Origin of the sequence: Trinickia caryophylli, assembly GCF_034424545.1 — a bacterium.
Lineage (GTDB): Bacteria > Pseudomonadota > Gammaproteobacteria > Burkholderiales > Burkholderiaceae > Trinickia > Trinickia caryophylli.
Genome location: NZ_CP139970.1, coordinates 78,464 through 92,109 on the forward strand (window position 1 = coordinate 78,464; position 13,646 = coordinate 92,109).

Annotated in this window: 12 protein-coding genes; 6 read left to right on the forward strand and 6 right to left on the reverse strand. The window is 64.2% G+C overall.

Features of this window, described 5'->3' with window-relative positions:
- Positions 1–17 precede the first annotated feature (17 nt).
- Positions 18–479, forward strand: a complete 462-nt coding sequence (locus U0034_RS00345) for an Lrp/AsnC family transcriptional regulator (RefSeq protein ID WP_085229277.1) — start codon at positions 18–20, stop codon at positions 477–479.
- 247 nt (positions 480–726) lie between these two features.
- A complete protein-coding gene (locus U0034_RS00350) occupies positions 727–1,830 on the forward strand; it encodes a saccharopine dehydrogenase family protein (protein WP_085229251.1) in 1,104 nt (367 codons plus the stop codon).
- Between the two features lie 21 nt (positions 1,831–1,851).
- Here U0034_RS00350 and U0034_RS00355 read toward each other — a convergent pair whose 3' ends face one another.
- Entirely contained in the window at positions 1,852–2,445 is a 594-nt protein-coding gene (locus tag U0034_RS00355; protein ID WP_085229252.1) for an AAA family ATPase, read from the reverse strand.
- A gap of 179 nt (positions 2,446–2,624) precedes the next feature.
- Between U0034_RS00355 and U0034_RS00360 the strand changes: the two genes are divergently transcribed.
- Positions 2,625–3,155 (forward strand): cupin domain-containing protein, encoded by a 531-nt coding sequence (locus U0034_RS00360; protein ID WP_085229253.1) that lies wholly within the window; start codon positions 2,625–2,627, stop codon positions 3,153–3,155.
- 75 nt (positions 3,156–3,230) lie between these two features.
- Here the strand turns inward: U0034_RS00360 and U0034_RS00365 are convergent, their stop codons facing one another.
- Complete coding sequence (locus tag U0034_RS00365) at positions 3,231–3,527, reverse strand: YciI-like protein (RefSeq protein ID WP_085229254.1); 297 nt, start codon at positions 3,525–3,527, stop codon at positions 3,231–3,233.
- Between the two features lie 149 nt (positions 3,528–3,676).
- On the opposite strand from U0034_RS00365, the gene U0034_RS00370 reads away from it, so the two are divergent.
- The gene (locus U0034_RS00370) at positions 3,677–4,756 is read left to right on the forward strand and encodes a glycosyltransferase family 4 protein (protein ID WP_085229255.1); all 1,080 of its coding nucleotides are present in this window, start codon (positions 3,677–3,679) and stop codon (positions 4,754–4,756) included.
- A gap of 355 nt (positions 4,757–5,111) precedes the next feature.
- Complete coding sequence (gene acs / locus U0034_RS00375) at positions 5,112–7,094, forward strand: acetate--CoA ligase (protein WP_143795490.1); 1,983 nt, start codon at positions 5,112–5,114, stop codon at positions 7,092–7,094.
- Between the two features lie 51 nt (positions 7,095–7,145).
- On the opposite strand, the gene U0034_RS00380 is transcribed toward acs, so the two are convergent.
- The 4 genes from U0034_RS00380 to U0034_RS00395 all read right to left on the reverse strand — a co-directional run bounded on the left by U0034_RS00380 (position 7,146) and on the right by U0034_RS00395 (position 10,853).
- Positions 7,146–7,760, reverse strand: coding sequence for a LysE family translocator (locus U0034_RS00380; protein ID WP_085230549.1), 615 nt, complete (start codon positions 7,758–7,760; stop codon positions 7,146–7,148).
- Between the two features lie 180 nt (positions 7,761–7,940).
- Complete coding sequence (locus tag U0034_RS00385) at positions 7,941–9,347, reverse strand: sensor histidine kinase (protein ID WP_085230416.1); 1,407 nt, start codon at positions 9,345–9,347, stop codon at positions 7,941–7,943.
- Entirely contained in the window at positions 9,344–10,036 is a 693-nt protein-coding gene (locus tag U0034_RS00390; protein WP_085230417.1) for a response regulator transcription factor, read from the reverse strand. The genes U0034_RS00385 and U0034_RS00390 overlap by 4 nt, the downstream gene beginning before the upstream one ends.
- 10 nt (positions 10,037–10,046) lie before the next feature.
- The gene (locus tag U0034_RS00395; protein WP_233212123.1) at positions 10,047–10,853 is read right to left on the reverse strand and encodes a MipA/OmpV family protein; all 807 of its coding nucleotides are present in this window, start codon (positions 10,851–10,853) and stop codon (positions 10,047–10,049) included.
- Positions 10,854–11,263: 410 nt separating this feature from the next.
- Between U0034_RS00395 and U0034_RS00400 the strand changes: the two genes are divergently transcribed.
- On the forward strand, positions 11,264–13,474 hold the full coding sequence (locus U0034_RS00400; protein WP_085230419.1) for a glycoside hydrolase family 3 C-terminal domain-containing protein: 2,211 nt from the start codon (positions 11,264–11,266) through the stop codon (positions 13,472–13,474).
- The last annotated feature ends 172 nt before the right edge of the window (positions 13,475–13,646 follow it).

The following is a 13,646-nucleotide window of genomic DNA, read 5'->3' on the forward strand; positions in this document are numbered from 1 at the left end:
CATTCGCGCGATCATCGATGAGACCTCCGCGCCTCGACCAGCTGGACGACCTCGACCGTCAACTCATTGCGTTGCTGCAGGCCAACGCGCGCGACAGTGTTGCCAACCTCGCGCGCCGCCTTGGGGTCGCGCGAACGACCATCGTCGCCCGCATCGAGCGGCTCGAGCGTACGCAGGTGATCTCAGGCTACGGGGTGCGTCTCGGCCAGGACGTGCTCGATGCGAGCCTGCAGGCCTACGTGGGCATCATTCTCGCGCCGAAGTACGGCCCGGACGTTCAGAAACGGCTTGCCCGCATGCCCGAGATCCAGCTGCTTTGCGCGGTAAGCGGCGAATACGACTACGTTGCCTGGTTGCGGGCCGATTCGCCCGAACGGCTCAACGAACTGCTCGATCAGATCGGCTCGCTTCAGGGCGTCGAGCGCACCACGACTTCCATCATCCTCGCGCGCAAGATCGATCGCGGTACCCTGGGCTGAGCACGTTTCGCCGGCCGCGCGTCGTTGGCGCCGCTTCGGAGCGCGCCACATCGTCGCACGATGTCCTTTTCGACGAATCGTCGGAAAACATCGTCGATTCGTCGAAACAGGCCCCATCGGACGGCGGATTGCGCCTGTTTTCCGTTTCCGCGCTTCCCTAGACTGTCGGTAATGACAACGCGCTTCGCGCGGGCGCAGTGCTCGCGCGGGTTCGTTTCCCTACCGTTGAAGACCAAGGAGAACGCGCATGAAAGTAGCTATCGTCGGTGCAGGGCTGATTGGCCATACCATCGCCCACTTGCTGCGGGAAACCGGCGACTACGAAGTGGTGGCGCTGGACCGCGACGCTCAGGCACTCGAGAAGCTCGCGGCGGTCGGCATTGCCACCGAGCGCGTGGATTGCGCCGATGCCAACGCAATGAAAGCGTCGTTGAAAGACTTCGATGCCGTCGTGAATGCGTTGCCGTACTACCTGGCCGTCAACGTTGCCGCGGCGGCGAAGGCGGCGGGTGTCCATTACTTCGACCTGACCGAGGATGTGCGCGCCACGCATGCGATTCGCAGCCTGGCAGATGGCGCCACGCATGCGTTCATGCCGCAGTGCGGGCTCGCTCCAGGCTTCATCGGCATTGCGGCGCATGAGCTCGCGAACCGCTTCGCGCAACTGCGCGAGGTGAAAATGCGCGTGGGTGCGCTGCCGGAGTTTCCGACCAACGCGCTCAAATACAACCTCACCTGGAGCGTGGACGGGCTCATCAACGAGTACTGTCAGCCCTGCGAAGCGATCAGGGATTCGCGCAAGCAATGGGTGCAGCCGCTCGAGGGGCTCGAGCATTTCTCGCTCGACGGCATCGAGTACGAAGCATTCAATACGTCAGGCGGCCTGGGCACGCTCTGCGAGACCTTGTCCGGCCGCGTCGAAACGCTCGACTACAAGTCGGTTCGCTACCCAGGGCATCGGGAACTGATGCAATTCCTGCTCGAAGACTTGCGGCTGTCCAGCGAGCGCGACACGCTCAAATCGATCATGCGGCGCGCGGTGCCAGCCACGCAGCAGGACGTCGTGCTCATCTTCGTGACCGTGACCGGCATGCGCGACGGCCAGCTCGTGCAGGATGTCTTCACCCGGAAAATCTTCGCGAAAACGGTTTGCGGTATGCCGATGAGTGCCATCCAGATCACGACGGCCGGCGCTATGTGCGCGGTGCTCGATCTGTTTCGCGAAGGCAAGCTGCCGCAAAGCGGGTTCGTTCGGCAAGAGCAGGTGTCGCTCGCCGATTTCCTCGCCAATCGTTTCGGGCAGCTCTACGAGGGCGCGGCCTTGCACGCGTCGGCGCAGGTGACGGCCTGAGCGTCAGGCCCGGCCGACCGCTCACTGGCCGGGCGGACCCTTGACGAGTGCGTCGAGCAGGCCGTCATAATCCGCCTGCGTCGGCGCCGTGTTGTCGAACATCAGCAGGCCCTCTCGGGCGGCTTCCGCCGGATGGAAGCGGCGCTGCCGATACTCGTCCCAATGCGCGAGTTTGTAGGCGTCGTTCGGATTGCGGCGCGCGACGATCCGCGCATGAGCCGTCTCCTCCGAGGTGTAGACCCACACGATGCGGATATCGATGTTCTCGCCGATACCGAGCCACGCCCGATCGAAAAGGCGCCGGTCGCGGATTTCGCGCGACAGCGGCCCGACCACGACGGCGCTAATGCCCAGCTCGAGGTTTTCGCGTGCCGTATCGAGCAACCCCTGGTATTCGGGCTCGCGCAAATGCTGCAGATAGAGCGGGCTATCGCGGTCGTTGGCGTCGCCGGTCAGCGCGTGCATGGCTGCCGCACTATACCGGCCGTAAAGCGTGTCTTTGTCGAGCAGGCAGAATGCCTCGTTGGTTGCCCGCATGAGCGGGCCGATCAGGCGTTTGGCAAGCGTCGTCTTGCCGGTGCCCGCATGACCGCAGAAAAATACCAGATGCGTCACGAGCCGATGTCCTCGAAGCTTTTGTCGAAAATGCCGCACGCCGCGCGTGCGTGCCCGATCATGACGAAGATGACGAGGCGCCGCAAGAGGCCGCGACGAGATGGGCCGCTGGCCGCCGCACACGGGCGCGCGCTAAACTGCAAGCCTGCCGTGCCCGGCACGCCTGAAGGACGATTCCGATGCCTGATTCCCGAAACGCCGCTCGTGCGCTGGTCGACAGCCTTGGCCTCGCGCCGCACCCCGAGGGCGGCTACTACCGCGAGACGCACCGCGACCCGGCGCGCGTCGCGCGCCTCGGCATGCGAGGTGCATTGCCTCTCGACGAGACGCGGGCTGCTTCGACGGCCATCTATTATCTGCTCGATGGCGGGGCGTATTCGGCGTGGCACCGCATCGATGCCGATGAAATCTGGCACTTCTATGCCGGCGATCCGCTCGCGCTGCATGTGCTCGATGGCGCCGGCAAGTTGCGCACACGGCGGCTCGGCAATGCGCTCGAGCATGAAGGTGTCACCTTCCAACTGGTCGTGCCGGCAGGCTGCTGGTTTGCGGCCGAGTGTACGACGCAGGGCTTTTCGCTCGTTGGCTGCACCGTCGCACCGGGCTTCGAGTTCGCCGCGTTCGAGTTGGCCGACGTGCGCACGCTGGCTGAGCTGCACCCGTCTCACGAGGAACTGCTGACGCGCCTTGCGCCGCGCGGTGCGGCATGAGCGTCGGCATGAGCGTCGGCATGAGCGTCGGCATGAGCGTCGGCATGAGCGTGAGAATGCGCGCCGATTTCCCCGTCAGCGTATCGGCGTATCGGCCTGATCCCCGACCACCGTGGTCCACGGGCGAATCGTCCAACCCGTGACGATTCCCGCGCGAACATAGGGGTCATTACGGGCAAAGGCATCGACGGTTTCGCGCTCGGCGCATTGAAAAAGCAGCAGCGACTGATCGACCGGATCGGCAAGCGCGCCGCCAAGTACCAGCTCGCCGCGCCCCACGGCTTGCCACGCATACCGCAGATGTTCGGCGCGGTACTGCGGGCGCCGCTCGAGATAATCCGGTGCGAGTTCGTAAAAAAGCAGAAAGTGCATGGCGTGACTCCTGTGGCGCAATGAATTCGTCGGCATCTTAGCAGTGAGGCAGCGACTGGCAAGCGACCGCGCGCCGGGCACGTGCGGTGCTGGCGGTCAACGGCTGAACCGACGCTGAATGCCGCGCGTGGACGCGGCCGGAGAAGCCCATGCGCATTGCTCAAGTTGCTCCGCTTTACGAAGCCGTTCCGCCGCGCGGGTATGGTGCCACGGAACGTGTCGTCCATTATCTGACGGAAGCGCTCGTGGCTCTCGGCCACCGGGTGACGCTCTTCGCGACAGCCGATTCGACCACGTCGGCCGAACTCGTGCCGCTTTGCGCGCGCGGATTGTGGCGCGATGCACAGGTATGGGACACCCTTACGCATCACGTTCGGGAACTCGAAGCCGTCGCACAGCGCGCGGGTCGCTTCGACGTCGTGCATTTCCATGGCGAGCCGCTGCATTTGCCGATTGCGCGCCGACTTTGCTGCGCGCACGTGACGACGATGCATGGAGAATTGCTTGCAGCCGATCACGGGCCGCTTTTTCGCGAGTTTTCCGAGGCGCCGCTCGTGTCGATTTCCGACGATCAGCGTCATCCCGTCGACTGGGCAAACTGGCAGGCTACCGTTTATCACGGGATCTCGCCGCAGGCACTTTCGTTCAACGAGACCCCCGACGACTATCTGCTGTTTCTCGGGCGGATCATGCCGCAAAAGCGTCCGGATCTGGCTATCGAAATCGCGCGTCGCGCCGGCCTTCGGCTGAAGATGGCCGCGAAGGTTCACCCGGGCGAAGCGTCGTACTTTCAGGAGCGGATCGCGCCGCTGATCGAGGCGAACCGGTCCGTGGTCGACTATCTCGGGGAGGTAGGCGGCACCCAACGATCGGATTTGCTCGCGGGCGCGCGCGCGTTGCTCTTTCCGATCGAATGGCGCGAGCCGTTCGGGATGGTGGTGGTGGAGGCGATGGCGTGCGGCACGCCGACCATCGCTTTTCGGGCTGGCGCCGTGCCGGAGATCATCGAGCACGGCGAAACAGGGCTGCTCGTCGACGACGTGCCAGGCGCCGTGGATGCGGTGGCGAGGATCGGCCGCCTGAGCCGCAGACGCTGCCGCGAACGCTTCGAGCAGCGGTTCACGGCGGCACGCATGGCGGCGGACTACGTGCGTGTCTACGAGCGGCTGGCGGCGCCGCGAGCGACGCCGCACGACCGCATTCGCCATCTACCGGGGCGCCATGTCTGAGATGGGGGACAACCGGCTAGCCGCGCCCCTTGTCCTCCTTATCCGTACGAATGGGCCGTGCCGCGCCAAAACGCCAGCAATCCGCGTGCATGGCATCGGGGTATCCCCTCGTACGCGGGTCAAAGTAAGTTTTGGGTAAGTGAAGCCGATTAGCTTAGGGGTCGAGCACCGCAAGCGGGAGGAGGCGGACGTCATGCAACGCATGGCGCCGGCCGCTGCGGAACTGCGCGCCTGGCGCGGGCGCCCATTCGGCGCCTGCAGCAGCGCGCAGCCGGAGGATGACCGCCGACGCGCAGTCAACCCGGCCACCAGACGGCCGGCGGTTCGCGCATTGGCCTGTGCCATGGAGGAGACAGTGGGTATCATCGAATCGGTCTTGCAAGAAGGCCGCATCTTTACGCCGTCCGCGGAGACGGTTGCCAATGCCGCCGTGTCGGGCATGGACGCCTATCAGGCGTTGATGGCCGAAGCGGAGCAGGACTATGAGGGGTTCTGGGCCAAGCTTGCGCGCGAGACGCTGGCGTGGAACAAGCCGTTCACGAAGGTGCTCGACGAGACGCGTGCGCCGTTTTACACGTGGTTCGAAGACGGCGAGCTGAACGCGTCGTACAACTGCCTGGACCGTCAGGTCGAAAGCGGGCTGGGCGAGAAGACGGCGATCGTGTTCGAGGCGGACGACGGCACGCTCACGCAGGTGAGCTACGCGCAGTTGCTGGGGCGCGTGTGCCGGCTGGCCAACGCGTTGAAGGCACGCGGGATCGGCAAGGGCGATCGGGTGGTGATTTACATGCCGATGTCGATCGAGGGCGTGGTGGCGATGCAGGCGTGCGCGCGCATCGGGGCGACGCATTCGGTGGTGTTCGGCGGGTTTTCGTCGAAGTCGCTCAACGAGCGGCTGGTGGATGTGGGGGCGGTGGCGCTGATCACGGCCGACGAGCAGATGCGCGGAGGCAAGGCGCTGCCGCTCAAGAGCATCGCGGACGAGGCGCTGGCCATGGGCGGCTGCGAGGCGGTCAAGAGCGTGGTGGTGTACCGGCGCACGGGCGGGGCGGTGCAGTGGCAGGCGGGGCGGGACGTGTGGCTGCACGAGATCACGCAGGGCGAGGCCGAGACGTGCGAGCCGGAGTGGGTGGGCGCGGAGCATCCGCTGTTCGTGCTGTATACGTCGGGCTCGACGGGCAAGCCCAAGGGCGTGCAGCACAGCACGGGGGGCTACCTGCTGTGGGCGGCGCAGACGATGAAGTGGACGTTCGATCTGAAGCCGTCGGATGTGTTCTGGTGCACGGCCGACATCGGCTGGGTGACGGGGCACAGCTATATCGCGTACGGGCCGCTCGCGTGCGGCGCGACGCAGGTGATGTTCGAAGGGGTGCCGACCTATCCGGACGGCGGGCGGTTCTGGCAGATGATCGAGCGTCACAAGGTGAGCATCTTCTATACGGCGCCCACGGCGATCCGCTCGCTGATCAAGCTGGCCGATGCGGACGAGAAGGTGCATCCGAAGCGTTACGATCTGTCGACGCTGCGGGTGATCGGCACGGTGGGCGAGCCGATCAACCCGGAGGCGTGGGTGTGGTACCACGAGAACGTGGGGGGCTCGCGCTGCCCGATCGTGGACACGTGGTGGCAGACGGAGACGGGCGGGCACATGATCACGCCGCTGCCGGGGGCGACGCCGCTGGTGCCGGGCTCGTGTACGCTGCCGCTGCCGGGGATCATGGCGGCGATCGTGGACGAGACGGGGCAGGACGTGCCGAACGGACAGGGCGGGATTCTGGTGGTCAAGCGGCCGTGGCCGGCGATGATCCGCACGATCTGGGGCGATGCGGAGCGCTACAGGAAGAGCTACTTCCCGGAGGAATTGGGCGGGCGGCTGTATCTGGCGGGCGACGGGTCGGTGCGTGACAAGCAGACGGGTTACTTCACGATCATGGGCCGCATCGACGACGTGCTGAACGTGTCGGGCCACCGGCTGGGGACGATGGAGATCGAATCGGCGCTGGTGTCCAATCCGCTGGTGGCGGAGGCGGCGGTGGTGGGCCGGCCGGACGACACGACGGGCGAGGCGGTGGTGGCGTTCGTGGTGCTCAAGCGCACGCGGCCGCAGGGCGAGGAGGCGGCGAAGCTGGCCAACGAACTGCGTGCGTGGGTGGGCAAGGAGATCGGGCCGATCGCCAAGCCGAAGGACATCCGCTTCGGGGAGAACCTGCCGAAAACGCGCTCGGGCAAGATCATGCGGCGGCTGCTGCGCTCGCTGGCCAAGGGCGAGGCGATCACGCAGGACGTCTCCACGCTCGAAAACCCCGCCATCCTCGAGCAACTCGCCGAGGCGCGCTGAGGACGCTGAGGGAGAAGCTTGCGCGCCTCGTATCCGCGAGGCGCGCGCATGTCACGCGGAGTGATGGACAAACGCGGGGGCGATGGACGCCAGCAGCAGGGCGGCCATCGTCCAGTTGAAGGCGCGCAGCACGATGGGGCTCGAGAGTATGCGCCGCAGACCGACGCCAAATGCGGTCCAGACCGAAATACTCGGCAGATTCACGATGGCAAACGCCAATGCAAGCAGCAGTGCATTCGCGACGAGGTTGTCGTGGAGCCGGAAAGCGGTGACGCCCGTCACGGCCATCATCCATGCCTTGGGATTGACCCACTGAAAAGCGGCGGCTTGCCAGAACGTCATCGGCCGCCGATCGCCGTTGCCGACCGCCGGGCCCTGCGACACCGCGATTTTCCAGGCGAGATACAGCAGGTACGCCACGCTTACGGTTTCGAGCACCGTATAGAGTACCGGCACGTGCTCGAACAGCCGGCCCAGCCCCAGGCCGATGACGATCATCATCACCATGCAGCCGAACGTGATACCGACCATGTGCGGCACCGTCCGACGAAAACCGAAATTGACGCCGGACGCGAGCAGCATCGTATTGTTGGGGCCCGGCGTGATCGACATCACCAGCGCGAAGGTCATTGCGGCCGAGACCACGGCAAAGGGTAGGGAAAGCATCGTTGCGGGCATTGCTCGGAAACAAGAGGAGCAAGCAGTCTATCAAGGGAGTCCGGTACGGTACCGGTACAATCTTTCGGATGGCCAGCAGTACGCGCGGGGCGGGGCTATCAGCACAGCCGATACAATCGCTTCGGGCGCGTCTTCCTGAACGAGGTATCCGGCCGCACGGAACTTTGACTACATATTCGCAGCGAGTGGAGCGTCTCGTTCGGGACGGCGTTCTTGCGCAGGTGAGAAATGCACGGCGAAGTCGGTGCCGGGCTTCAGACGCGACACGCTCAGGTGCCATCCGTGAGCGGTGGCGATTTCCTTGCAGATGGCGAGCCCGAGCCCCGCACCGTCGTATTCCGTGCCGGGTGCACGCCAGAACCGCGCAAAAAGCAGGGGCAGATGCTCATCGGGAATTCCGGGGCCCTCGTCGATTACGTGAATCGACGAAGCCGATACAGCCAGCAGAACGATTCCGTGCGAGGGGCTCGCATGGATGGCGTTCTCGACGAGGTTCTTGAGAAGAATGAAGAGCGCCGAGGCATCGGCTTCGACCGTCGATGCACGAGCCCGCACATCGATGTCGAGCGTGACCCGCTTCTCGTTCGCCTTCGAGGCCATATAGCGCACGACTTCACGGGCGCTATCGGCCGGATCGATTTCGGCGTAGGCAAAATTCTGCGCTTCGCTGACTTCGGCAAGATGCAGAAGCTGGCGGACCTGCCTCGCCATCAGATCGATATCGCGAAACACTTGTTCGTTGTCGGCCAGGCGCGGGTGCAGCTCCAACTGGCCACGCAGCAGCGTAAGCGGTGTTTGCAGTTCGTGGGCGGCCGAAGCGAGAAACTGCTGCTGGACGACGAAACCATGCTCGAGCCGGCCCAGGGCTTCGTTGAAGGATTGGATCAAGGGCTCGAGCTCGGTCGGGACGTCGCGCATGGAAATGCGGGCTGACAGGTTGCGCGTCGTCAGATTGGATGCCTCTGCCGACGCTTGCCGAAGCGGACGCAGTTGGCGTTTGAGTGTCACGGTCAGCGTGAGCCCGAACACCACGATGGCGGTAAAGACGGCTGCCCCGACAGTCACGGGTATCTGACTGATCTTCGAGCGAACGGTCGCTCGAACGATCAGACGGCTGAACGCGACCTGTACGTAGTATTGGCAGGCCCCCGGCGCGAGGCGATGAGTGACGACCTCGAAGGGGCGGCCGTCGAGCGTCGCCGCCTGCTGGGTGCCGGCCACCGCTGACGGTGCGCCCGTCAGCCACGCGCCACCGCCCAGCGCGTTATCGGATGCGTGGATCACTTCGCCGCTCTCGTCGAGCACGCGGTACATCGCCTCCGTGCGCAGCACGTCGTAGAACCATTTGAACTGCTCCGCAGCCAGAGAAACGATGCATCCGTTGCTGTCCAGTGCCATTGCTTCTTCGATTTGCCGAATTTTCTTCGATTGCTCCTTGCGACCGAGCGTCTGTTCGGGATACTGATCGAGAACGTAGATTGAACCGGCGGCGAGCAAGCACAGCGTGACGGAGAAAGCGGCGACGCTCGTGAGCCAGAGCCGGACCGACAAACGACGAACCCAGGCCGTCGTCATGGCACAAGATGCGTGGCGTCGTACTGCAAGGCGAAACCGGCACCGCGCACGTTGACGAGGCGTGTGGCCGCGCCGAGTGCCTGCAGTTTCTTGCGCAAGCGATGTACGGTGACTTCGAGCGCGTTCGGCGTGACGGCGGTGTCGAATCCCCATGCGGCGTGCTCGAGTGTCGCATGCCGCACGATCTGGCCAGAGGCGCTCATGAGACATTGCACGATCTGCAGTTCGGCGGGAGCGAGCAGCACCGAGCGCGTACCACAGGTGAGTCGATGCTGCGGCGGATCGACCGACAGGTCCCACAGCGATACATCGAGCGCCTTGATAGGTGCCGGACGGCGCATCAACGTCCGCACGCGCGCCACGAGTTCGCTCATTGCAAAGGGTTTGGTGACGTAGTCGTCCGCACCGCTTTCGAGCCCATGCACGCGATCGTGCAGCGCGTCTCGCGCGGTCAGCATGAGACACGGCGTGGTGACGCCAAGCGCGCGCAGATTGCACAGGAGTTCGAGTCCATCGCCATCGGGCAGGCCGCGGTCCACGATCAGCACGGCATATTCGGCGCGGTTCACCCCGTATTTCGCTTCGGACACGTTGCGGAAAACGTCGACCTGGATCCCCGCGGCAGCCAGGGCCTGACTCACCATCCGCGCCAAGCGCTCATGGTCCTCGATAACGGCGACTCGCGACATTCCAATAGCTCTATTTGAATCGATACATGTAGCCAAGTCTTGCTTCGGGCAGCCAGCGCCGGCCGGTCAGCGGGCTGTCGGAAATGCCCCGGCCCAAATACGAAACGCCCACATCGAAGGTCACCTGCTGCCGAGGGGTGAGCGAATAATCGACACGCACGCCGCCCGAAGCTTTCCATGTCGAACTGCCGCTGTACGCGGGCCGCCAGGTACGGGCCTCCGGTGCGGTCACGCCGTAATAGTAATCGACATATTCGTTGCTCAGCCATTCGGCGCCAAGCCTCGGCGTGAGCGACCAGTTGCCGGATTTGAACGATTTGGAGAAATCGATCGTCGCGCGCTGCCCCTTGTTGCCGCCGACGAGATAACTGCCTGACAGCGTGCCGAAGGGGCTCTGCCACGCAAGCGCCGGACCGTACCAGAAGGCGATGCCGTCGCGGTCTTCCATGCCGTTCAGTATCGGAGCGTCCGATTGCTTGTAACCGCCGAAAAGCCCGACCTGGCCGCGCAGCGCAACGGAGACGCCTTCCCATTGGCCAATCTTCAAGTCGAGCGTCGTACCGAAGAGGCGAGCCCATTTGTTCTCGAAATAGACGAGCGGCAGCGGTGTCACGTCGGCGCCATCGCCGGCGTAGGGGCTCGCCCGCACGCCGACGCCCGCACCGAGGCCCCAGTGGGTGACGTTGGGCGTATCGCTGAGGAACGTGAAGCCGTTCGAGGCGGCAGTGGCGTCTTCGTCCGCATGCGCGACGCAAGGTAGCCAGGCGGCGGAGCTGAGCGCGAGCAAATACACGCGAAGGGGCCGGTTCGTGGTCAAGGGCACTCCTGACTTCGGTAAACGAGGAAGCCCGAGTCTGGGACCGAAAGGCTTACCGGCGACTTACCGTCAAAAACGGCGACGAGGAGTGGGGCGCAGCCGCGCACAACAGGCACGGACGGCGTGCGCCTGGTTCGGCCGGTGCAAGCCGGCCGCTAGGGAAAACACTTACCCCTGTAGTGAGCCTGTAGTGAGACTACTTTCATAACATGGAATGGCATGAAGTTTGGCTACGCCGTGGGACCGGTCCCGGCCCCTCGGCCCGGGACCGAAGGGCCACGGTGGCAGTGGGGCATCCACTGCGTTTCGAGGTTGCCGGTACCTGCCGGGTACCCGGAGCCGCCAGTTCCGGAGATCGGCGAGACCCGGTGTTATCCGTTGCTTGATTATCAACGTTCATGGAGACACACATGCAGGTCAATCGTTGGCCAATGGCGTTGGCGTTGGCAGCCGTAATCGCGAGCGCTCATGCGGGCGATAGCGATAACGCCGTCACATCGTTTTCTCCCTCGTTTGCTTCCCCCATCAGCGATTATCTCGCTCACCGCCGCGCCGATATGCTCGTCCGGCAAATGACGCTCGACGAAAAACTGCAACTCATTCACTCCAAGTACCAGATGAGCGACGTGCCGGGCGGCGGAGCAGGGTTCATCCAGGGCGTGCCGCGGCTGGGGATCCCCGATCTGAACATGGTGGATTCAGCGACCGGTTCCGGGAGCACGTCGCAACCGAGCACGACGTTCCCTGCGACGATCGCGCTGGCCGCGAGTTGGGACCGGAGGCTTTCCTACGATTTCGGCGCACAGGTGGCGAAGCAGTTGCGCGCGCAAGGATTCTCGATGGGGCTCGGCGGGGGGACGAATCTCGCTCGTGAGCCGCGGGGAGGGCGGTTGTTCGAATACCTGGGCGAGGACCCGGTATTGGCGGGCGAAATGCTGGCGGCGCGCACCGTCGGCACGCAAAACCAGAAGGTCATCGCCACCGTCAAGCACTATGTGGGCAACGAACAGGAAACGGGCCGGTTCGGGGGCAACGATCAGATCGACGAGCGCACGCTGCGCGAGCTTTATCTGTTGCCATTCGAAATCGCAGTCAAACAGGCGCATCCGGGCAACGTGATGTGCAGCTATAACCGGATCAACGGCACCTATGCCTGCGAGAATCCCCACGTGCTGACCGATGTTCTCAAACGTGACTGGGGCTTCCAGGGGCAGGTGCAATCCGACTGGGGCGCGGCTCACAGTACGGCCGCTTCGATCAACGCGGGACTCGACGAAGAAGAAGACGTCGGCCCAACGGTTTTTCTGACGCCTGATCTCGTCAAGCAGGCGCTCAGCAGCGGTCAGATTACGCAAGCCCGGCTCGACGAGATGGTGAGCCGCAAGCTCTACGTGATGATCAAGACGGGGGTATTCGACGATCCGGCAAAAGCCGGCGGGACGATCGATTTCGCGGCAGGTCGCAATTTCGCGCAGTATGCGGAAGAGCAATCGATCGTTTTGCTGAAGAACGACAATGGCCAACTCCCGCTGCCGGCATCGGGGCTGGGCCGTGTTGCGGTGATCGGTGCGCATGCCGATGTGGCCGTGCTGACGGGCGGGGGATCGGGCAACACGCGCGATCCGGTCACGGGCAACTTCGCCGGCTGCGGCGGCCTGACGTTCGGCACGTCGACGGGCTGCAACTGGTGGACGAACCCGTGGATCACGCTCAACGTGCCGCTCACGAAAGCAATTCAGTCACTCGCGCCCTCCGCGCAAGTCAAATATGCGGGCAATCCCGATCAACAATCGCCGTTCAGGGCTTACACGCAGCATGAGATCGATACTGCCGCGACGCTCGCCAGGGACTCGGATGTTGCGATCGTCGTCGTCACGCAATCGTCGGGGGAGGACTTCGGCGAGTTGCCGAGCCTCAGTCTTGCGAACCCTTCCAACCAGGATCAACTCGTCGAAGCGGTGGCTGCTGCGAATCCGCACACGATCGTGGTCGTCCAGAGCGGCAACCCGGTGCTCATGCCATGGAAGGACAAGGTGTCGGCGATCGTCGAAGCCTGGTTCCCGGGCGAGGGCGGTGGGCAGGCGATTGCCAACGTGCTGTTCGGCAAGGTCAATCCTTCCGGCAAGCTGCCGGTGACGTTCCCGGCGCGAGACCAGGATACGCCGACCTGGATTGGCGACGGTACGTTGCCGACCGATCCGGTGTATTCGGAGAAGCTCAACATGGGGTATCGCTGGTATGACGCGAAGAACGTCGCGCCGATGTTCGAGTTCGGCTTCGGGCTCTCGTACACGCACTTCAGCTATTCGGACCTTTCGGTGAAGCGCGGTCCCGGCCATACGCTGCTCGCGAGTTTCACGGTCAAGAACGACGGGCGGATGGCAGGTGCCGATGTTCCGCAGGTGTATCTCGGCGTCAACTACACGGGCGAACCGCCGCGCCGGCTAGCCGGATGGCAGAAGGTCTTTCTGAAGCCCGGCGAGGCGCGCCGTGTCGACGTGCCGATCTCGGAACGGATGCAGAGCGTTTGGGATACGTCGAAGAACGGCTGGCAGTATGTCTCGGGTAGTGCCGTGTACGTCGGGGCCTCCTCGCGCGATATCAGGTTGCAGAGCCGATAATTCGGTAATCGGTGGGCGCCGGCTGAAATGCCGGCGCCCTGTTTGTTTACGGGGCCCATCTTCGCTTTTTATAGAGGCAAAGTTCGGGTGGGTGCCGATTCACCGCACGGTAGGTGCGAAACCAGGGTGCGTGCCTACCCAGGCGCTCGCCACGTCGCCCCGAATGCGCGTT

Coding starts and splice junctions, on each gene's coding strand:
- U0034_RS00345 (WP_085229277.1), top strand. CDS start 18: ATGAGACCTCCGCGCCTCGACCAGCTGGACGACCTCGACCGTCAACTC.
- U0034_RS00350 (WP_085229251.1), top strand. CDS start 727: ATGAAAGTAGCTATCGTCGGTGCAGGGCTGATTGGCCATACCATCGCC.
- U0034_RS00360 (WP_085229253.1), top strand. CDS start 2,625: ATGCCTGATTCCCGAAACGCCGCTCGTGCGCTGGTCGACAGCCTTGGC.
- U0034_RS00365 (WP_085229254.1), bottom strand. CDS start 3,527: ATGCACTTTCTGCTTTTTTACGAACTCGCACCGGATTATCTCGAGCGG.
- U0034_RS00370 (WP_085229255.1), top strand. CDS start 3,677: ATGCGCATTGCTCAAGTTGCTCCGCTTTACGAAGCCGTTCCGCCGCGC.
- U0034_RS00380 (WP_085230549.1), bottom strand. CDS start 7,760: ATGCTTTCCCTACCCTTTGCCGTGGTCTCGGCCGCAATGACCTTCGCG.
- U0034_RS00385 (WP_085230416.1), bottom strand. CDS start 9,347: ATGACGACGGCCTGGGTTCGTCGTTTGTCGGTCCGGCTCTGGCTCACG.
- U0034_RS00390 (WP_085230417.1), bottom strand. CDS start 10,036: ATGTCGCGAGTCGCCGTTATCGAGGACCATGAGCGCTTGGCGCGGATG.
- U0034_RS00400 (WP_085230419.1), top strand. CDS start 11,264: ATGCAGGTCAATCGTTGGCCAATGGCGTTGGCGTTGGCAGCCGTAATC.